The sequence below is a fragment of the Citrobacter sp. CK194 genome, from assembly GCF_030333395.1.
Taxonomy (GTDB): Bacteria; Pseudomonadota; Gammaproteobacteria; order Enterobacterales; family Enterobacteriaceae; genus Citrobacter_B; species Citrobacter_B koseri.
In genome coordinates this window covers 323,025-343,149 of record NZ_JAOWGA010000012.1, presented here as the reverse complement: position 1 = coordinate 343,149, position 20,125 = coordinate 323,025, and the positions used below count along the sequence as shown (strand labels likewise).

The window sequence follows — 20,125 nt, the reverse complement described above, 5'->3', positions numbered from 1 at the left end:
CAAAAAAGAAAGCGTATTGGCTGCGTTCGTTTGCCGGATGGCGGCGCTAAAGCGCCTTATCCGGCCTACAAAATGCGCAACCTGTTGGCCTGTGCCGGATGGCGGCGCTAAAGCGTCTTATCCGGCCTACGGAATACGCAACCTGTTGGCCTGTGTCGGATGGCGGCGCTAAAGCGTCTTAATCCGGCCTACGGAATACGCAACCTGTTGGCCTGTGCCGGATGGCGGCGCTAAAGCGTCTTATCCGGCCTACGAAATGCGTAACTTGTAGGCCGGATAAGCGAAGCGCCATCCGGCGGGAGTTACAGCATTGCGCCAACGCTCAAAACAGCCATATTCAGTAGCGTCAGGATCAGCAGCAGCGGCGCGACCCACTTCAGATACCGCACATACGGCACGCGCGCAATCGCCAGACCTCCCATTACGACCGCCGACGTCGGCGTAATCAGGTTCACAATCCCGGACGCCGATTGATACGCCGTCACCACCAGATCCCGTTGCACATGGGCGAAGTCCGCTAACGGCGCCATGATCGGCATGGTCAACACCGCCAGACCAGAGGAAGAGGGCACCAGGAATGAGAGCAATACTTCCAGCCAGTAAGTGACATTGATAAAAATGGTGGTGGACAAGCCAGATACCAGATTTTCCGCGCTGTGCAAAATGGTATGCGTAATCATGCCATTATCCATCACCACCACAATGCCGCGTGCAATACCGATAATCAGCGCTACGCCAAGCAGATCCCGCGCGCCGTCGATAAACGTACTGGTGAACGCCTCTTCGCTCATCCGGGCGATAACGCCGACGATAATCGCGGACGCCAGGAAAACGCCGGAAATTTCCGCCATCCACCAGCCGAGAACCGCGACGCCGTAAATCATCACGGCAAAGGCGGCGGCGAAAATCAGCAAGATCCATTTACGGGTTGCGGTGAACTCCAGCAGCGTGCTGGAACGGTTGCCAAGAAAGTGAGCGCGGTTCTCCTCCATCTTATCCGCCACGATAGATAACTCCGGGTTGCTGCGCACTTTGCGGGCATAGCGCATCACCCAGACCACGCAAATAACATAGCCAACGACCAGCAGAATGATGCGTAACAGCATACCCTGAGTGAACGGGATTCCGGCAGCGTTGGCGGCAATCACCGTGGCAAAAGGGTTGATGGTCGAACCGAGTGTGCCAATACCTGCGCCGAGCAGCACGGTGGCGGCCGCGACCAGCGGATCGAATCGAGCGGCCATCATCACCGGAACCAGCAGCGTGTAGAAGGGGAGTGACTCTTCCGCCATCCCGTAAATCGTCCCGCCTGCGGCAAAGAGTCCCATCAGTATGGGGATCATCCACTCCTCTTTGCCGTTGAGCCGTACCGTGACGCGTTCAATACCCGCATCAATTGCACCGGTTTTGTTCACCACGCCGAGAAAGCCGCCGATGATTAGTACAAACAGCGCCACATCGATTGCGCCTGCGGTATAGGTTTCGTGGTTGTAGAGGCCGTCAATGGGAGCCAACAGTACGGCGGTAATCCCTTGCGGATGCGACTCGGCAGGAGCATAGGTGCCCGCGACCGGAACCTCTTTACCCAACGTGGGGTTCATCGCCATCTGGTATTTGCCCGCCGGGACAATCCAGGTCATCACAGCGACCAGTGCGATAAGAATAAACAGGATGGTATACGCGCTGGGAAATTTAAATTTGCCCATGGTGTTCTCTCCAGATAACACGGGCATGCGTCGTCAGGCGGCACATGCCCGGAGGGGTTAGTCGCCGAGCGTCGCCACCATGACCGCTTTAATGGTGTGCATACGGTTTTCTGCTTCGTCAAACACGATGGAGTGGGCTGACTCGAACACCTCTTCCGTCACCTCCAGTCCTTTCAGGCCATAGGCGGCCTCGATTTCGCGGCCCACTTTGGTGTGCTCGTTGTGGAAGGCGGGCAGGCAGTGCATAAACTTCACGTTGGGGTTGCCGGTGGCGTTGATGACCTGCTGGTTGATCTGGTATGGCTTCATCAGGCTGACGCGCTCCGCCCACGCCTCTTTTGGTTCGCCCATCGACACCCAGACATCGGTATAGAGGAAATCCACGTCATAAACGCCTTCCTCCACGTCCTCGGTTAGCGTAATGCGCGCGCCGGTGACGCTGGCGATGTCACGGCACTGCGTCACCAGTGCGTCGTCCGGCCAGAAGGATTTCGGCGCGACCAGGCGGATGTCCATCCCCATTTTTGCCGCGCCGACCATCAGCGAATTGCCCATGTTATTGCGGGCGTCGCCGAGGTAAGCGAAGCTGAGTTCAGGCAGCGTTTTGCCCGGCGCATGTTCCAGCATGGTCATCAGGTCGGCGAGGATCTGCGTAGGGTGAAATTCATCGGTCAGGCCGTTCCACACCGGTACGCCCGCGTACTGCCCCAGTTCTTCAACGATCTGCTGACCAAAACCGCGATACTCAATGCCGTCATACATCCGGCCCAGCACGCGGGCGGTATCTTTCATGGATTCTTTATGCCCAATCTGCGAGCCGCTTGGCCCGAGATAGGTCACCTGTGCGCCCTGATCGAATGCGCCGACCTCAAACGCGCAGCGGGTGCGGGTGGAGGTTTTTTCGAAAATTAGCGCGATGTTTTTACCGACCAGCGTTTGCTTCTCGCGCCCGGCTTTTTTTGCCGCTTTCAGCTCGATGGCCAGATCGATCAGGTACTGGATCTCCGTCGGAGTGAAGTCGAGTAGTTTAAGAAAGTTGCGATTTTTCAGTGAAGTAGCCATTACAGTGTCCTTGTTAAAATGAATTACCTGATGGCGCTGCGCTTATCAGGCCTACGGTTATGCGCGTGCTGTAGGCCGGATAAGGCACCGCCGCCATCCGGCAGAAATCGCCTTATGCGTCGTAATCGACGGTTTCGGGTCGAATCAGGGTGCCTTTGTCACCGCTGAGAATGGCCGGGCCGTCGGCCAGTGAACCGATGCCGGCAATCCCCTGGCAGTGGCTGACAAACTCGGCGCAGGCGGTGACTTTCGGCCCCATCGAACCGGCATCGAACTGCATTTCGCTGAGCAGTTCCGGCGTTACCTGAGCCAGCGGGCGTTGGGTTGGCTTGCCCCAGTCGAGGTACACCGCGTCGGCATCGGTCAGGATCAGCAGCGCGTCCGCGTGGATTTGACTGGCGAGCAGAGCGGCAGAGAGGTCTTTGTCGATCACCGCTTCAATGCCATGAAAACCATCGGCTTTTTCCACTACCGGCACGCCGCCGCCGCCGTTGCAGATCACGAGATGGTCGCGGGCGATCAGGGCGCGGATCGCGTCGCTCTCAACGATGCGTTTGGGCTGTGGCGAAGGCACTACGCGGCGAAACGCTTTTCCGTCGGCTTTGAAAATCCAGCCTTTTTCCGCCTGTAGCACGTTGGCCTGGTCGCCGTCATAAACCGGGCCGATATATTTGGTTGGGTTGCGGAATGCCGGATCGTCGGCGTCCACCTCCACCTGAGTGAGCAGGACGCTGATTTCACGCTGCGGAAGCTGGTTTTTCAGCGACTGTTGCAGCATGTAGCCGATCATCCCCTGGCTTTCCGCGCCGAGAATATCGAGCGGGTAGGGGGTGACGCGGTCATAGGCGCTGTTCTGTAACGCCAGCAGGCCAACCTGCGGGCCGTTGCCGTGTACTAGCACCACGCGCCACTGTTGCGTCAGTTGGGCGATGGTTTTTGCCGCCAGATCGATGTTTTTGCGCTGGATATCCGCTTCCAGCGGTTCGCCGCGTTTGAGCAGCGCATTGCCGCCCAGTGCGACAACCAGAGTGGGTTTGTTGTCCATAATCGCTTCCTTAAATGCCGTCGCGTTCCAGCGGGCAGCTCATGCAGCGCGCGCCGCCGCGTCCGCGTCCCAGTTCATCGCCAGGAATGGGCAGAACGGTGATGCCCGCTTTGTCGTATTTTTCGTTGGTCCAGATGTTGCGTTCGTAGCCGACCACCACACCGGGGCGCAGGGTGAGAACGTTATTGGCGTCATTCCACTGCTCACGTTCGGCTTCGAAGGCATCGCCGCCAGTGGTGATCAAACGCACCTGATCAATGCCGAGGGCTTTTTCGATGGCGTGTACCAGCGTGCTTTCCTGGGTACGCTTCAGCCCGCCGCGCCCGTCCGGTGTTAAGGTCCAGCACTGGACGTCCGGGCGAACCACTTCCGGGTAGACGGAGAAGGTGTCGATGTCGATATGGGTCATGACGGTATCGAGGTGCATGCAGGAACGGTGTTTTGGCAACTCAACGGCGATGACGCGCTCGGCCTGGCGATATTTAAACAGCGACTGGGCGAGGAACTCGATCCCCTGCGGGGTGGTGCGTTCAGACATGCCAATCAGCACGGCGCCGCGACCAATAACCAGCACGTCCCCGCCTTCTAACGTGGCATGGTCGTAATTAATGTTTTCGTCGCCGAAATATTTAATAAATTCGCCATCTGCAAATTGTGGATGCCAGCGATAAATCGCCCGCAGATTATTGGTTTCACGCTGGCGCGCTGTTTTTGCCATTGGGTTGATCGACACGCCGTTATATATCCAGCATGAGGTGTCGCGGGTAAATAAGTGATTGGGTAATGGCTTCATAATAAAGTCATTAATATCGTGTGTATCAACCACCATATTTTTAATCGAGGCGGGGATTTCGCCATATGTCAGCCCACCGCTTAAATGGCGCGCTAATTCCCGGTGCGGCATATCCGCCAGCCAGGCGCGAATATCCGCCGCGAACGTCGGGCCCAGGCGATAGTCGGAGATTTGTGTTTCCAGCAGCCAGGTCTTGGCTTCGATAACATCCAGTGTTTGCGTCAGCAGGTCGGTTAGCAGCAACACCTCTATGCCTTGTTGGCGTAACGTATTAGCGAAAATATCGTGCTCTTCGCCTGCGCGTTCCACCGACAGAACGTCATCAAAAAGCAGCTCCTGGCAATTTGACGGCGTCAGTCTTTTCAGACTGAGATTAGGGCGGTGCAACATCACACTACGTAATTGACCGATTTCAGAACCGACATAATGTTTTTCCATCACGATACCTTTTACTCAATTTTCAGGAATAAAGAAGTGGTGGCTGCAAATAATTAAATTGTTTGCAGTCATTACTGTTCAGCTAATTTTCGGAAATCATCATTGATTCTAATTCGGTCTGATAATGTGATGTGTTTCACATCGGAAGGGATATTTAATTTTTCTTATTTAATATATGAGCGAGGTCAGAGAAATTGAAAAATAAAGAGAGTAATAACTGAATTACTACGCAATAAAATGTCTTGTTATTCTTTCTTGTTAATTATTTGTAGATAATCTAAATTTATTATTTAATTCTATCATGTTGATTTTATAGTGTTTTATTTTTGTCTGTGCATAGGTATGCGGGAGGGTTATTTTATTATTTTTACCTTAACGTAAATCATAAAATAACTATGGTGATAAATGCAGGTTATGCAGGGAAAAGGAAGTGTGATCAACAAGGTGTTTTTCTAATAAACCCTTTTATAACAGCATATTACGGTTTTTACTGTAACGTGGAGGGGGAAAGTTATGCAAAGGATATGCATAATCTTCGATGACGATTAACAGTCGGACAACATCTTCAGCGATAAACATGCGCTGACGCAAAACATCGTGAAATAGAAGTGGTATGGCAGCGGTTTTTTTCGTATAACCATAAAAATGAAACGTTGTTTTATTTAAGGAGTCTATGATGATCGTTGGCAATATCCACAATCTGCAACCCTGGCTGCCGGACGCGCTGCGTCAGGCCATTGAACATATTAAAGCGCATGTGACGGATGAAACGGCAAAGGGCAAGCATGATATCGACGGCAATCGCCTGTTTTATCTGGTTTCGGAAGACATGACCGAGCCGTTTGAAAAGCGTCGTGCGGAGTATCACGCGCGCTATCTCGATATTCAGATCGTATTAAAGGGGCAGGAAGGAATGACCTTCAGCACCCAGCCTGCGGGCGCGCCGGAAACTGACTGGCTGGCGGATAAAGACATCGCGTTTTTGCCTGAAGGGGCAGAGGAGAAAACGGTGATCCTTAATGAAGGCGATTTCGTGGTCTTTTACCCGGGGGAAGTCCATAAGCCGCTGTGCGCCGTAGGGGCGCCAGCTCAGGTACGCAAAGCGGTCGTTAAGCTGCTGGTCGAGTAAGTTGTATTGCCGGGTGGCGACGCAAAACGTCTTACCCGGCCTACGGGAGCACGATCTGTAGGCCGGATAAGACGTAATCGTTATTTCGCCAGCGTTGCTACCATCACCGCTTTGATGGTGTGCATCCGGTTTTCCGCCTGATCAAACACGATGCTGGCCGGAGATTCAAACACCGCATCGGTCACTTCCATCCCGCCGTGCAAACCGAACTCTTCGGCCATTTTCTTGCCAAGCGTGGTCTGATCATCGTGGAATGCGGGCAGGCAGTGCAGAAACTTCACCTGAGGATTACCGGTCTGCGCCATCATCGCGCTGTTTACCTGATACTGACGCAGCAGTGCGATACGCTCCGCCCATTTCTCTTTTGCTTCACCCATCGACACCCATACGTCGGTATAGATAAAGTCCGCGCCTTTCACGCCCGCTGCGATATCTTCAGTCAGCGTAATGTCGCCGCCGTTCTTTTGCGCCAGCGCTTTGCACTCTGCGACCAGGCTCGCTTCCGGCCAGCAGGCCTGCGGAGCCACCAGACGTAAATCCAGCCCTGTCAGCGCGGCGGCTTCCAGCATGGAATTTCCCATGTTGTTACGCGCATCGCCAGCGTAAACCAGGGTCATCTCATTGAAGGCTTTGCCCGGCAGATGTTCCTGCATGGTCAGCAAATCCGCCAGCAGCTGCGTGGGGTGAAACTCGTTGGTCAACCCGTTCCACACGGGAACGCCTGCATATTCCGCCAGCGTTTCGACCACTTCCTGGCCGTGGCCGCGGTACTGAATACCGTCATACATGCGTCCCAGCACGCGGGCGGTGTCTTTAATTGACTCTTTATGCCCAATCTGGCTGCCGCTTGACCCAAGGTACGTTACGCGAGCGCCCTGATCGTATGCGGCAACTTCGAAAGAGCATCGGGTACGGGTCGAGTCTTTTTCGAAGATGAGCGCGATGTTTTTGCCGGTCAGTCTGGCGACTTCTACGCCGTTTTTCTTGTCGGCTTTCAGTTTGGCGGCGAGTTGCAGCAGAGCGGTGAGTTCAGCGGAGGTGAAATCGAGTAATTTCAAAAAATGTTTCTGATAAAACGTAGACATGGTTCCCTCACATGGCAAAGGCCATTTGTTGAATTAAAATTCAATTTATATGGATGATTATGCATTTGCAACCCCATTTAACAAATCTTTCCTGGAAAGGTGGAGGCAATGACAGCGGTGTGTGACAATAAGAGTATCGGCAGGACATTTATGAGGAACGAACCATGGCAAACCCGGAACTACTGGAAGAACAGCGTGAAGAGACGCGTCTGATTATTGAAGAATTACTTGAAGATGGCAGCGATCCAGATGCGCTGTACACTATCGAGCATCACTTTTCCGCTGACGACTTCGAAACGCTGGAAAAAGCAGCCGTAGAAGCGTTCAAACTCGGTTATGAAGTGACCGAGCCGGAAGAGCTGGAAGTGGAAGAAGGCGATACGGTGATTTGTTGCGATATCCTCAGCGAATGTGCGCTGAATGCCGATCTGATTGATGCTCAGGTTGAACAACTGATGAACCTGGCTGAGAAATTTGACGTGGAATATGACGGCTGGGGTACGTACTTCGAAGATCCGAACGGCGAAGAGGGTGAAGACGGCGACGATGAAGATTACGTCGACGAAGACGATGACGGCGTACGCCACTAACTCAGAAGCAGAATGTTTGCATAAATTGCCGGATATGGCGTCGCCTTATCCGGCCAGTGGGTGACTTACAGCGTTTTCAGCATGCGGACTTCGCAGTCAACATGCCCGGTGCAGCCCAGCGGTTCGCTGATATGCTCAAATCCCAGATGTTCATACAGGCCAATCGCTTCGCGTAAGGATGCGGTGGTTTCCAGGTAGCAGCGTTTAAATCCCTGCTCACGCGCGTGCTCCAGCGCCATCAGCGCCAGTTTCTTCGCCAGCCCCTGGCCGCGTACCGTCGGCAAAAAGTACATTTTTTGCAGTTCACAGATATCCGGTTCGCTACAGCCTAACGGCGCCACGCCGCCGCCGCCCACCACCTGACCGTTCTGCTCGACGACCCAATAGGCCGCGCCTGGCTGACTGTAAACCTGGAACAATTCATCCAGATTAGGATCGGCAACCGTATAGCCTTTATCAGCGGTCAGGCCGTATTCAGCGGAAACCTGGCGGATGACGCGGGCGATAGCGGCGTTATCGTCAGCGGTAAGACGACGCAACGCTGCCGGGACAGAGGTAATGACACTCATAGCGAACTCATGACAGAAACGTGGAACATATGCAGTTAATAACACTGCGGGGAGGGGGAGTGCAAGCGAGGATAATTCAATAAAAAGCCTCTTAGCGAGTGCGTCAGAGGCTTTTATCGTCCGTGGTGCCGGATGCGCTGAAGATGCCTGTAGGCCGGATAAGCGTAGCGCCATCCGGCAAACAGTCAGGTACGATCTTTACAGCGCGGCGATAACTGCCTGCTGCTCAATCAGCTTCGCTTTCGCTTCCGCGTAGTTTTCCAGCTTCTCACGCTCTTTGGCGATCACCGCTTCCGGTGCGCGGGCGACAAAACCTTCGTTCGCCAGCTTGCCTTCAATGCGGCCAATTTCAGCTTCGACCTTCGCCACTTCTTTCGCCAGACGCGCCAGCTCGGCTTCTTTGTCAATCAGCCCCGCCATCGGAATCAGCAGCTCGGCGCCATCGATAATCTTCGTCACGGAAACCGGACCTTTGTCATCGGCTGGCAGCACGGTGATGCTTTCCAGACGCGCCAGGTTCAGCAGGAAGCTGCGGTTGTCGTTCACGCGGCGAATCGCTTCTTCGCTGCAACCACGCAGCAGCAGTTCCAGTGGTTTGCCCGGCGCGATGTTCATTTCCGCACGGATGTTACGTACAGCAACGATCGCCTGCTTCAGCCATTCGGTATCGGCCAGCGCGGCTTCATCCACCTGGGAGGCATCGTACTGCGGGAACGGTTGCAGCATGATGGTGTCGGCGGTAATGCCGGAAATCACTTTCACACGCTGCCAGATGGTCTCGGTGATGAACGGGATGATCGGATGCGCCAGGCGCAGCAGACCTTCCAGCACGGTGACCAGTGTGTTGCGGGTGCCGCGCAGTTCTGCTTCAGAGCCGCCGTTCATGACCGGCTTGGTCAGCTCCAGATACCAGTCGCAGAACTGGTTCCAGGTGAACTCGTACAGAATGCCCGCTGCGATATCGAAGCGGAAGCTGTCCAGCGCTTCGCGGTACGCTTTGATGGTCTGATTGAATTCCGCCAGGATCCAGCGGTCTGCCAGTGACAGGGTCATCTCGCCGCCGTTGAAGCCGCAATCCTGATCTTCGGTATTCATCAGCACAAAGCGGCTGGCGTTCCACAGCTTGTTACAGAAGTTACGGTAGCCTTCCAGACGCTTCATATCCCAGTTGATGTCGCGGCCGGTAGAGGCCAGCGCCGCCAGGGTGAAACGCAGGGCGTCAGTACCGTGCGGCTCAATGCCGTCCGGGAATTGTTTCTCGGTACGTTTGGCGATCTTCTCAGCCAACTGCGGCTGCATCATGTTGCCGGTACGTTTTTCCAGCAGATCCGGCAGGGAAATGCCGTCAACCATATCCAGCGGGTCGATAACGTTACCCTTGGATTTGGACATCTTCTGGCCTTCGTCATCGCGAATCAGACCGGTCATGTAGACGGTCTTGAACGGTACCTGCGGCTTGCCGTTTTCATCTTTGATGAAGTGCATGGTCATCATGATCATGCGGGCAATCCAGAAGAAGATGATGTCGAAACCGGAGACCATCACGCTGGTCGGGTGGAACTGACGCAGCGCGTCGGTGTTTTCCGGCCAGCCGAGAGTAGAGAAAGTCCACAGTGCGGAAGAGAACCAGGTGTCCAGTACGTCGTCGTCCTGACGCAGCGCAACGTCGGCGCTCAGGTTGTTTTCCTGACGCACTTCGTCTTCGCTACGGCCAACGTAGACGTTGCCCGCGTCGTCGTACCATGCCGGGATGCGGTGGCCCCACCACAGCTGACGGGAGATACACCAGTCCTGAATGTCACGCATCCAGGAGAAGTACATGTTTTCGTACTGTTTTGGCACGAACTGGATATCGCCGTTTTCTACCGCTTCCACCGCCGGTTTTGCCAGCACATCAGCGCGTACGTACCACTGGTCGGTCAGCATTGGTTCGATAACCACGCCACCACGGTCGCCGTAAGGAACGGTCAGGTCGTGCGGTTTAATCTCTTCCAGCAGGCCGAGGGCATCGATAGCGGCAACCACCGCTTTACGTGCGGCAAAGCGCTCCAGCTTCTGGAACTCAGCCGGGATTTCGTTGGAGTAAACGTCGGACTCTTCGCCTTTGGTGTCATACACTTCCGCGCTTTCACGGATATCGCCGTCAAAGGTCAGAATATTGATCATCGGAAGCTGATGACGACGGCCCACCTCATAGTCGTTAAAGTCGTGCGCCGGGGTGATCTTCACGCAGCCGGTGCCTTTTTCCATGTCGGCATGCTCGTCGCCCACGATCGGAATACGACGATTCACCAGCGGCAGCACCACGAATTTGCCAATCAGATCTTTATAACGCGGATCTTCCGGGTTGACGGCTACGCCGGTATCGCCCAGCAGGGTTTCCGGGCGGGTGGTGGCGACCACCAGGTAATCTTTACCGTCTGCGGTTTTCGCACCGTCAGCCAGCGGATAGCGGATGTGCCACATAGAGCCTTTGGACTCGCGGTTTTCCACTTCCAGGTCAGAGATAGCGGTGCGCAGTTTCGGGTCCCAGTTGACCAGGCGCTTGCCACGGTAAATCAGATCTTCTTTGTACAGGCGGACAAACACTTCTTTCACGGCATTGGAAAGACCTTCGTCCATGGTGAAGCGTTCGCGCTCCCAGTCCACGGAGTTGCCCAGACGGCGCATCTGACGGGTAATGGTGCCGCCGGATTCCGCTTTCCACTGCCAGATTTTGTCGATGAAGGCATCGCGGCCATAGTCGTGGCGGGTTTTACCCTCTTCTGCGGCAATCTTGCGCTCAACCACCATCTGGGTAGCGATCCCTGCGTGGTCAGTACCGACCTGCCACAGGGTGTTTTTACCCTGCATGCGCTGATAGCGGATCAGGGTATCCATGATGGTTTGCTGGAAGGCGTGACCCATATGCAAACTGCCGGTGACGTTTGGCGGCGGGATCATGATGCAGAAGCTTTCCTGGCTTTCATCGCCATTCGGCTTAAAGTAGCCCTGCTGCTCCCAGTGCTCGTAAAGCGGCTGTTCGATATCTTGTGGGTTATATGTCTTTTCCATTATTTCCAGGTTGCCGTATTCAGGTTAAAACCAGCCACGCGGTAGGCTTTGTAGCGTTCGCGCGCCAGTTGTTTCAAAGTTTCTTCGTAAGGGACAAAGTCTATCACTTCTGTGAAAGCGGTGGCAAAATCTGCAAAGCCAGTACGCAGGCTGATCAGAATATCACGCGGGCTGCTGTTGCGTTTTTGCGGCCAGGCGATTTCCACCGGCGCGCCGCCGCGTGGACCTTCTCCCGCCAGATTATGCGGGACAAAACTCTCCGGCGGTCTTGCCCACAGCGCTTCATCCAGACGGATGGCCTGTTTTTCGTCTTCACAGGCAATCAGCACGCGTTTACCACTGCGCCAACGTTCTGCGGCAATGTCGCACACCAGTTGTTCAACGGCGCTCAGGCCATCAACGGTGGTGTCATTGTCCAGAATATAGAACGTTGCATTCTTCATATATGGGGCTTCTTGTGGTGAATTTAAATGCGAAGCCGGATGGCGCTACGCTTATCCGGCCTACGGTTAAATACTCCATGTAGGCCGGATAAGGCGCATATGCGTCGCCATCCGGCAATCATGCAAACTTACTCTTCGCCGTTAAAACCCGCGCGATTGAGCAGGAACTGCGACAGCAACGCCACCGGACGACCGGTTGCGCCTTTCGCTTTACCGGAACGCCATGCGGTGCCGGCGATGTCCAGGTGCGCCCAGTTGTACTTACGGGTAAAGCGCGACAGGAAGCAACCGGCGGTGATAGCACCACCAGGACGGCCGCCGATGTTCGCCATATCCGCAAAGTTAGACTCCAGCTGTTCCTGGAACTCATCGCCCAACGGCAAGCGCCATGCGCGGTCGCCCGCCTGTTCGGACGCACTAATCAGTTCATGCGCCAGCGGATTGTGGTTCGACATCAGACCGGTGATGTGATGGCCCAGCGCAATCACGCAGGCGCCCGTCAGGGTCGCGACGTCAATCACCGCTTCCGGCTCAAAACGCTCAACGTAGGTTAACACGTCGCACAGTACCAGGCGGCCTTCGGCATCGGTGTTCAGCACTTCGACCGTCTGGCCGGACATGGTGGTCAGCACGTCGCCCGGACGATACGCTCGCCCGCCAGGCATGTTTTCGCAGCCTGCCAGCACGCCGATGACGTTAATCGGCAACTGAAGTTCCGCGACCATGCGCATCACGCCGTACACTGCCGCCGCGCCGCACATATCGTACTTCATCTCGTCCATGCCTTCGGCAGGCTTGATGGAGATGCCGCCGGAGTCAAAGGTCAGCCCTTTGCCGACCAGCACAACCGGACGCGCGTCTTCGGACGGGTTGCCTTTGTATTCGATAACCGACATCAGCGATTCGTTCTGCGAACCGTGACCGACCGCCAGATAAGAGTGCATACCCAGCTCTTTCATCTGCTGTTCGCCGATGACGCGGGTGATGACGTTCTTGCTGTAGCTGTCGGCCAACTGGCGCGCCTGAGAGGCCAGGTAGGCGGCATTACAGATATTCGGCGGCATATTGCCGAGATCTTTCGCTGCTTTAATCCCGGCGGCAATCGCCAGACCGTGCTGGATCGCACGCTCGCCGCTGGTCAGCTCACGGCGGGTCGGCACGTTGAAGACCATTTTACGCAGCGGGCGACGCGGCTCGCTCTTGTTGGTCTTCAGTTGATCAAAGCTGTACAGCGTCTCTTTGGCCGTTTCGACAGCCTGACGCACTTTCCAGTAGTTGTTGCGGCCTTTGACGTGCAGTTCGGTCAGGAAGCAGACCGCTTCCATTGAGCCGGTGTCATTCAGCGTATTGATGGTTTTCTGAATGACCTGCTTGTACTGGCGCTCATCGAGCTCGCGCTCTTTACCACAACCAATGAGGAGGATTCGCTCGGAAAGAACGTTAGGAACATGGTGCAGCAACAGGGTCTGCCCCGGTTTTCCTTCCAGTTCACCACGACGCAGCAGGGCGCTGATGTACCCGTCGCTGATTTTATCGAGCTGTTCTGCAATCGGAGAAAGGCGGCGTGGTTCAAAGACGCCCACGACGATGCAGGCACTCCGCTGTTTCTCCGGGCTACCGCTTTTTACACTGAACTCCATGCACTACGCTCCTGAATCTTAAAGACAACGGCGGCGGCTACAGTTAGAATTGCAAGCTTTCGTAACTCATGTCCGCAGTTGCGGTGACTTCGTGTTAATCTTAACGTTATTACGGCATTGGCACGTCAGAACGCGTTCTGAGTGGCGAATCCGCTGAGTATAATAATTTTAGCGACGATTTCGACGACTCAAGAGAATAAATGACGTTTAAGCCATGAAACAAGCTAAATTCCTGCAAAAGACGAGTTTTTACGGGCGTATTTAAAGTGATAATCATAAGATATCTGGTGCGGGAGACGCTCAAAAGCCAACTGGCGATTCTTTTCATCCTGCTTTTGATCTTCTTTTGTCAAAAGCTAGTGAGGATCCTCGGGGCGGCGGTTGACGGTGACATTCCGGCAAATCTGGTGCTCTCGCTACTGGGGCTGGGCGTGCCGGAAATGGCGCAGCTCATCCTGCCATTAAGCCTGTTCCTCGGGCTGTTGATGACGCTGGGCAAACTGTATACCGAAAGTGAAATAACGGTCATGCACGCCTGTGGTCTGAGCCGGGCTGTGCTGGTGAAAGCCGCGATGGTGCTGGCGCTGTTTACCGGCGTTGTCGCCGCTGTCAACGTCATGTGGGCGGGGCCCTGGTCATCCAGACACCAAGATGAGGTACTGGCGGAAGCAAAAGCCAATCCCGGCATGGCCGCGCTGGCGCAAGGGCAGTTCCAGCAGGCGACCAATGGCAGCGCCGTGCTGTTTATTGAAAGCGTTGACGGCAGCGATTTTAAAGATGTGTTCCTTGCGCAAATCCGCCCGAAAGGCAACGCCCGTCCTTCTGTGGTGGTGGCCGATTCTGGACATCTGACGCAATTGCGCGACGGCTCCCAGGTTGTGACGTTGAACAAAGGGACGCGCTTTGAAGGTACTGCCCTGCTGCGTGACTTCCGCATCACCGATTTCCAGAACTATCAGGCGATTATTGGTCATCAGGCCGTTGCGCTGGACCCGAACGATACCGATCAGATGGATATGCGCACGCTGTGGCAGACCGATACCAATCGCGCCCGTGCGGAACTGCACTGGCGTATTACGCTGGTATTCACCGTATTTATGATGGCGCTGATGGTTGTACCGCTGAGCGTGGTTAACCCGCGACAGGGGCGCGTGCTGTCGATGCTGCCGGCTATGCTGCTGTATCTGCTGTTCTTCCTCCTGCAAACCTCCCTGAAATCAAACGGCGGTAAGGGCAAACTGGACCCGGTTATCTGGATGTGGGCGGTCAACCTGATCTATCTGGCGTTGGCGGTTGGTCTGAACCTTTGGGATACGGTGCCGGTACGCCGCCTGCGCGCCCGTCTTCTGCGTAAAGGAGCGGTATAATGCAGCCGTTTGGTGTACTTGACCGCTATATCGGTAAAACCATTTTCACCACCATCATGATGACGTTGTTCATGCTGGTGTCGCTCTCCGGCATCATCAAGTTTGTTGACCAGCTTAAAAAAGCCGGGCAGGGGAGCTACGATGCGCTGGGCGCGGGGATGTATACCCTGCTCAGCGTGCCGAAAGATGTGCAGATTTTCTTCCCGATGGCGGCGTTGCTTGGCGCGCTGCTGGGGCTGGGGATGCTGGCGCAGCGCAGTGAACTGGTGGTGATGCAGGCTTCGGGTTTCACCCGGATGCAGGTGGCGCTGTCGGTGATGAAAACCGCCATTCCACTGGTGCTGTTGACAATGGCCATCGGGGAATGGGTCGCTCCACAGGGCGAGCAGATGGCGCGTAACTACCGTGCGCAGGCAATGTACGGCGGTTCGTTGCTCTCTACTCAGCAAGGCCTGTGGGCGAAAGATGGCAACAATTTCGTCTATATCGAGCGGGTGAAGGGCGACGAAGAGCTGGCGGGCATTAGCATCTACGCCTTTAACGATCAGCGTCGCTTACAGTCAGTGCGTTATGCCGCGTCTGCGAAGTTCGACGCAGACAACAAGGTCTGGCGTCTGTCGCAGGTGGACGAGTCTGACCTGAAAGACCCGAAACAGATCACCGGTTCGCAGACCGTGAGCGGCACCTGGAAAACCAACCTCACGCCGGACAAACTGGGCGTGGTGGCGCTGGACCCGGATGCGCTCTCCATCAGCGGCTTGCATAACTATGTGAAGTATCTGAAGTCGAGCGGCCAGGACGCCGGACGTTATCAGCTCAATATGTGGAGTAAAATCTTCCAGCCGCTTTCCGTGGCGGTAATGATGTTGATGGCGCTGTCGTTCATTTTTGGCCCGCTGCGTAGCGTGCCAATGGGTGTGCGTGTGGTGACCGGGATCAGCTTTGGTTTCGTCTTCTACGTTCTGGACCAGATTTTCGGCCCGCTGACGCTGGTTTATGGCATTCCGCCGATTATCGGCGCGCTGCTGCCAAGCGCCTCGTTCTTCCTGATTAGCCTCTGGCTGATGATGCGTAAGTCGTAAAATCGATCTCTCTCATTGTTGGCCAGATACAGCGCAGCGCCATCAGGCGCTGCGCTTAGCAAACCAGGATTCCTTCTGCTAGCGTTTTCTACCGCCCATCAGGCTACCTAACATCCCCCGGATAATTTGGTTCGTTACCTGACGCGCTGCGCTTTTGGCGACGCTCTGCACCACGCCATCACGTTTGCCGCCGCGTGGCCCGGTGCTGCCAAACAATATCTCTTTCAGCCCGCCAAGAATTCCGTCATCAACGGCGACTTCTTTGCCTTTTGCTGGCGGATTGTTTTGCTGCTCGGTGGTGGCCTGAACGCCTTTTTGTAGCATTTCATACGCCGATTCGCGATCGACTTCGTCTTCATATTTGCCGTACAGCGAGGAGTGATTGATAAGCCCGTTACGCTCATCGTCCGTCACCGGCCCCATGCGTGAGCACGGCGCGATGACCATCGCTCGTTCAACCACTGACGGGCTGCCTTTGGCATCCAGGAAGGAGATTAGCGCCTCGCCGGTGCCCAGTTCCTGAATCGCTTTCTCGGTATCAAACGCCGGATTCGCCCGCATGGTTTGCGCGGCGGCTTTCACCGCTTTCTGATCTTTGGGGGTGAAAGCGCGCAGGGCGTGCTGTACGCGGTTGCCTAACTGACCGAGCACGTTGTCCGGGATATCGGAAGGGTTCTGTGAGACGAACCAGACGCTCACGCCTTTGGAGCGAATCAGGCGGATAACCTGTTCGATTTTATCCAGCAGCACCTGCGGAGCGTCATTGAACAACAGGTGAGCTTCGTCGAAGAAGAACACCAGCTTCGGTTTTTCCAGATCGCCCGCTTCCGGCAGTTGCTCATACAGTTCGGAGAGCATCCACAGCAGGCTGGCGGCATACAGTTTGGGCATCTGGTAGAGTTTTTCGGCGCTGAGGATGTTGATAATGCCTTTGCCGTTGGCATCGGTACGCATCCAGTCTTTGATGTCCAGCATCGGTTCGCCGAAGAAGTGCGCCGCGCCTTGCTGTTCCAGCGACAGCAACCCGCGCTGGATCGCCCCGACCGATGCGCTGCTGATATTGCCATACTGGTTCTGGAAGGATTTGGCATTATCACCGATATACTGCGTGATCGCCCGCAGATCTTTAAAGTCCAGCAGCAACAACCCCTGGTCATCGGCGATGCGGAAGATAATATCCAGCACGCCGGACTGCACATCGTTCAGGTTCAGCAGGCGAGCCAGCAATAGCGGCCCAAGATCGGAGACGGTCGCCCGTAGTGGATGACCTTTTTCGCCAAAAATATCCCACAGCACCACCGGATTCGCGTGCGGTTGCCAGTCGGTGATGCCGATATTTTTCAGCCGTGCGAGCAGTTTTTCAGAAGGTTCGCCTTCCTGCGCGACGCCGGTTAAGTCACCTTTCACATCCGCCATAAATACCGGAACGCCGATGTCTGATAGGGACTCAGCCAGTTTTTGCAGGGTAACCGTTTTGCCGGTTCCGGTTGCGCCGGTAATCAGCCCGTGACGGTTGGTCATGCCCGGCAACAGGAACAGTTCGCTTTCCAGCGTGCGGGCAATTAACAGGGGTGCACTCATGAGATTTTCTCCATTTATCCTGCCTGGAGTATAGGCAACTGCGGCGTACTCTTCACCGCTAAATTGCGGAGATTGCGAGAAGAATTCCAAAAGGGGGAACAAAACCGGGCAGCGAATGCCGCCCGGTGAAGGCAATCAAAAGTCGGCTTGCAGTACCACACGGTAGCGAGCTTTACCGTCACGAACGTGCTGGATGGCCTCGTTGATTTGCGACATCGGGAACAGCTCGGTCGTCGGCGAGACCTTGCTGCGCCCGGCAAATTTCATCAACTTGCGCAGTTCATACGGCGTACCGGTTGCCGAACCGGAGATGCTGCGATCGCCTGCAATCAGGGTAAACGCCGGAACCGGTAGCGGCTTCAGCACCGCGCCAACGGTGTGGAAGTTGCCGCCATAGGCCAGCGCTTCGAAGTAAGGCTGCCAGTCGAGATCGACATTGACGGTGTTGATGATGAGATCAAATTGACCTGCCAGCGCTTTCAACGCCTCTGGATCGCGGCTGTTGACCACTTTATCGGCGCCCATCGCCAGCACTTCCTGTTCTTTGGCCGGGCTGGAGCTGAATGCGGTAACCTCGCAGCCCATCGCGTGCAGCAGCTTAATGGCGATATGGCCGAGGCCGCCGATACCGATCACCCCAACGCGACTGGTGGCGGTAACGTGGTGCATCAGCAGCGGTTTGAAGACGGTGATGCCGCCGCACAGCAGAGGGCCTGCGGATTCAATATCGATGCTTTCTGGAAGCGGGATCACCCATTGCCAGTCTGCTCGCAGCTTCTCGGCAAAGCCGCCGCGATTGAGGATGGTTGGCACCGATCCTTCCAGACAGTTAATCTGATTGCCGCTGATACAGGCATCGCAGTGCCCGCAGCTGCGCGCCGTCCAGCCAATCCCGACGCGTTGACCTACCTTCAGACCTTTATCCTGCGCGGCGCTGCCGAGTGCCACGACGCGGCCAATCACCTCATGCCCGGCAACCAGCGGATATTGAGAGAAGCCCCATTCGTTGTCGATCATCGACAGATCGGAGTGGCAGATACCGCAGTAATCTACCTGTACCTCAACATCTTCCGGCTTGAGTTCACCCGCATCATATTCATAGAGTTCAAGTTCGCTGCCCGCCTTTTTTGCGGCATAGCTTTTTATAATAGACATCGTGTTTCCCTCAGTGTGGTGTTGAACTGGAAGTGTAGAGCATGGGAAACGGAGTCGCTTCGCAGAAGGAGGGGTTAAGGAGGTGCCCGCCGTAGGGTTGTGCTGATTTTTTCAACACTTAGCGAGCCGGGCATATGCTACCGCTTGCATGGTGGCGTGTGACAGGTATAATCCACAACGTTTTCCGCATACCTCTTCAGTGCCGAAGTGGCGAAATCGGTAGACGCAGTTGATTCAAAATCAACCGTAGAAATACGTGCCGGTTCGAGTCCGGCCTTCGGCACCAAGTCACTAAATTCCTTACAATACAGCTAGTTAGACAATAAAATCTGTCTCTTTTGCCTGTAAGAAATGCTCTGTTATGTCCCTTGAAAAAGCCGCTGTGGTTGATAGTGGTAATTGGGATGTTAACTCATAGCGGCGTGTAGTTCCAAGCGTCAAACACGTACTGACTCAACTTGAAAGCTATGACGTAGCCACCGTCTCTAAACAATCCCAAAAACTTTTAGTGAAGCGCATTTTAGCCCGATGCCCCCGTTCTGTCGCCGTCGCGAGACGCCGCAGGGGATAAACAGGTTTATGGTGGTCACGGTACTTGCAGACCATATGCAAGCTCTGCCAGCGGTTCGGCCTCGCTCCCTTTGGGTACATGGTCATCCTGATAAGCCTCACTAACTGACATAACCCTGATGAAGTCGCCAGAGGCTCCGCTTGTTGTCTTACCACCAACGGGGCTAATGGTTGCTGCTGCGCCTATGTCACTAAGCTATTTACACGGCCAAGCCTTATGCACTGCTTTCGCTATGAGAGTTATAGCTGGTTTCTGTCGGGCTTCCGGGTGAACATCTAAGTAATTGAATACAACATCATACACTTGCCCCATCTTTACACCCTCTGGCAAACAGAACGGAGCAAGGTCATTTACGGCCATAATATAGCCTGAGTACATCCCGGCCTCTGTACCACTTATCGCGTTTGCTTCTTGATTTTGCTTAAAAATAGAGTTGTACGCTTTCCCGTGCTCGTAAAGGTCATTGCCAGTAGTAAGTGCACATGTGCTGAAAGTAATGCTACTAAGTAACGCAGCGAGAATTAATCTGCCCATAAAATGTATCGCCTCCGGTTTGGTTCAATCCCGCTCTATTTCAAATAATTACTAGCGCTGCGGTGTCCTCTTGTTAATGTAACATGAGGGATTTTCTTTAAGGATTGATTTTAGGGTATGCCCGGCTTGAAAAATTGCACGCTTATGGTTGCCCCTCCCTCAACGATTAAGGCTTCAACTTCCCCCGTGCGCCTCTCCCAGCCGAAGGCTGGGCGGGCTGTATATCGATTTGCCTTCCTCTGTGGCGTTTATGACCCTGTTTCGCGTTCTGACCGTGAGGC

At 54.9% G+C, this 20,125-nt stretch carries 17 protein-coding genes and 1 tRNA gene; 6 read left to right on the top strand and 12 right to left on the bottom strand.

Annotated elements, in window-relative coordinates; translation table 11 throughout:
* Positions 1-302: 302 nt before the first annotated feature.
* From OGX80_RS02310 to arcA, 4 genes are all read right to left on the bottom strand, one after another.
* Positions 303-1,706 carry a YfcC family protein gene (locus OGX80_RS02310; protein ID WP_024130766.1) on the bottom strand — a complete coding sequence of 468 codons (1,404 nt, stop codon included), beginning with the start codon at positions 1,704-1,706 and terminating at the stop codon, positions 303-305.
* Between the two features lie 57 nt (positions 1,707-1,763).
* Entirely contained in the window at positions 1,764-2,768 is a 1,005-nt protein-coding gene (gene argF, locus OGX80_RS02305; protein ID WP_110494746.1) for an ornithine carbamoyltransferase, read from the bottom strand.
* Between the two features lie 112 nt (positions 2,769-2,880).
* A complete protein-coding gene (gene arcC / locus OGX80_RS02300) occupies positions 2,881-3,813 on the bottom strand; it encodes a carbamate kinase (RefSeq protein WP_115182052.1) in 933 nt (310 codons plus the stop codon).
* A gap of 10 nt (positions 3,814-3,823) precedes the next feature.
* The gene (arcA, locus tag OGX80_RS02295; RefSeq protein ID WP_115182051.1) at positions 3,824-5,044 is read right to left on the bottom strand and encodes an arginine deiminase; all 1,221 of its coding nucleotides are present in this window, start codon (positions 5,042-5,044) and stop codon (positions 3,824-3,826) included.
* Between the two features lie 676 nt (positions 5,045-5,720).
* Between arcA and OGX80_RS02290 the strand changes: the two genes are divergently transcribed.
* A complete protein-coding gene (locus OGX80_RS02290; protein ID WP_047459346.1) occupies positions 5,721-6,173 on the top strand; it encodes a YhcH/YjgK/YiaL family protein in 453 nt (150 codons plus the stop codon).
* Positions 6,174-6,253: 80 nt separating this feature from the next.
* On the opposite strand, the gene argF (OGX80_RS02285) is transcribed toward OGX80_RS02290, so the two are convergent.
* Positions 6,254-7,258, bottom strand: coding sequence for an ornithine carbamoyltransferase (gene argF, locus OGX80_RS02285; RefSeq protein ID WP_058668484.1), 1,005 nt, complete (start codon positions 7,256-7,258; stop codon positions 6,254-6,256).
* Positions 7,259-7,422: 164 nt separating this feature from the next.
* On the opposite strand from argF (OGX80_RS02285), the gene rraB reads away from it, so the two are divergent.
* Positions 7,423-7,848, top strand: a complete 426-nt coding sequence (gene rraB, locus OGX80_RS02280; RefSeq protein ID WP_047459344.1) for a ribonuclease E inhibitor RraB — start codon at positions 7,423-7,425, stop codon at positions 7,846-7,848.
* Positions 7,849-7,913: 65 nt separating this feature from the next.
* On the opposite strand, the gene OGX80_RS02275 is transcribed toward rraB, so the two are convergent.
* The 4 genes from OGX80_RS02275 to pepA form a co-directional block, all read right to left on the bottom strand.
* Positions 7,914-8,417: a GNAT family N-acetyltransferase gene (locus OGX80_RS02275; RefSeq protein WP_115182050.1), complete on the bottom strand. Its 504-nt coding sequence runs from the start codon at positions 8,415-8,417 to the stop codon at positions 7,914-7,916.
* A gap of 198 nt (positions 8,418-8,615) precedes the next feature.
* Entirely contained in the window at positions 8,616-11,471 is a 2,856-nt protein-coding gene (locus OGX80_RS02270) for a valine--tRNA ligase (RefSeq protein ID WP_012134320.1), read from the bottom strand.
* Positions 11,471-11,914 carry a DNA polymerase III subunit chi gene (gene holC, locus OGX80_RS02265; RefSeq protein ID WP_071257400.1) on the bottom strand — a complete coding sequence of 148 codons (444 nt, stop codon included), beginning with the start codon at positions 11,912-11,914 and terminating at the stop codon, positions 11,471-11,473. Before holC ends, OGX80_RS02270 begins: the two co-directional genes overlap by 1 nt.
* A gap of 128 nt (positions 11,915-12,042) precedes the next feature.
* Complete coding sequence (gene pepA / locus OGX80_RS02260; RefSeq protein ID WP_047459338.1) at positions 12,043-13,554, bottom strand: leucyl aminopeptidase; 1,512 nt, start codon at positions 13,552-13,554, stop codon at positions 12,043-12,045.
* Between the two features lie 153 nt (positions 13,555-13,707).
* Between pepA and ytgA the strand changes: the two genes are divergently transcribed.
* From ytgA to lptG, 3 genes are all read left to right on the top strand, one after another.
* A complete protein-coding gene (ytgA, locus tag OGX80_RS02255; RefSeq protein ID WP_211180521.1) occupies positions 13,708-13,758 on the top strand; it encodes a protein YtgA in 51 nt (16 codons plus the stop codon).
* A 62-nt stretch (positions 13,759-13,820) separates the two neighbouring features.
* A complete protein-coding gene (gene lptF, locus OGX80_RS02250) occupies positions 13,821-14,921 on the top strand; it encodes an LPS export ABC transporter permease LptF (protein ID WP_012134315.1) in 1,101 nt (366 codons plus the stop codon).
* Positions 14,921-16,003 carry an LPS export ABC transporter permease LptG gene (lptG, locus tag OGX80_RS02245; protein WP_012134314.1) on the top strand — a complete coding sequence of 361 codons (1,083 nt, stop codon included), beginning with the start codon at positions 14,921-14,923 and terminating at the stop codon, positions 16,001-16,003. The genes lptF and lptG overlap by 1 nt, the downstream gene beginning before the upstream one ends.
* Before the next feature lie 78 nt (positions 16,004-16,081).
* On the opposite strand, the gene OGX80_RS02240 is transcribed toward lptG, so the two are convergent.
* Together OGX80_RS02240 and ahr are read right to left on the bottom strand one after the other, a co-directional pair.
* Positions 16,082-17,584 carry a helicase HerA-like C-terminal domain-containing protein gene (locus tag OGX80_RS02240; protein WP_115182049.1) on the bottom strand — a complete coding sequence of 501 codons (1,503 nt, stop codon included), beginning with the start codon at positions 17,582-17,584 and terminating at the stop codon, positions 16,082-16,084.
* 135 nt (positions 17,585-17,719) lie between these two features.
* Entirely contained in the window at positions 17,720-18,739 is a 1,020-nt protein-coding gene (ahr, locus tag OGX80_RS02235; protein ID WP_049009364.1) for an NADPH-dependent aldehyde reductase Ahr, read from the bottom strand.
* 201 nt (positions 18,740-18,940) lie between these two features.
* Here ahr and OGX80_RS02230 point away from each other — a divergent pair.
* Positions 18,941-19,025: transfer RNA gene (locus OGX80_RS02230), tRNA-Leu, on the top strand.
* A gap of 480 nt (positions 19,026-19,505) precedes the next feature.
* On the opposite strand, the gene OGX80_RS22350 is transcribed toward OGX80_RS02230, so the two are convergent.
* The gene (locus OGX80_RS22350; RefSeq protein ID WP_015387047.1) at positions 19,506-19,844 is read right to left on the bottom strand and encodes a Rap1a/Tai family immunity protein; all 339 of its coding nucleotides are present in this window, start codon (positions 19,842-19,844) and stop codon (positions 19,506-19,508) included.
* Positions 19,845-20,125: the final 281 nt, after the last annotated feature.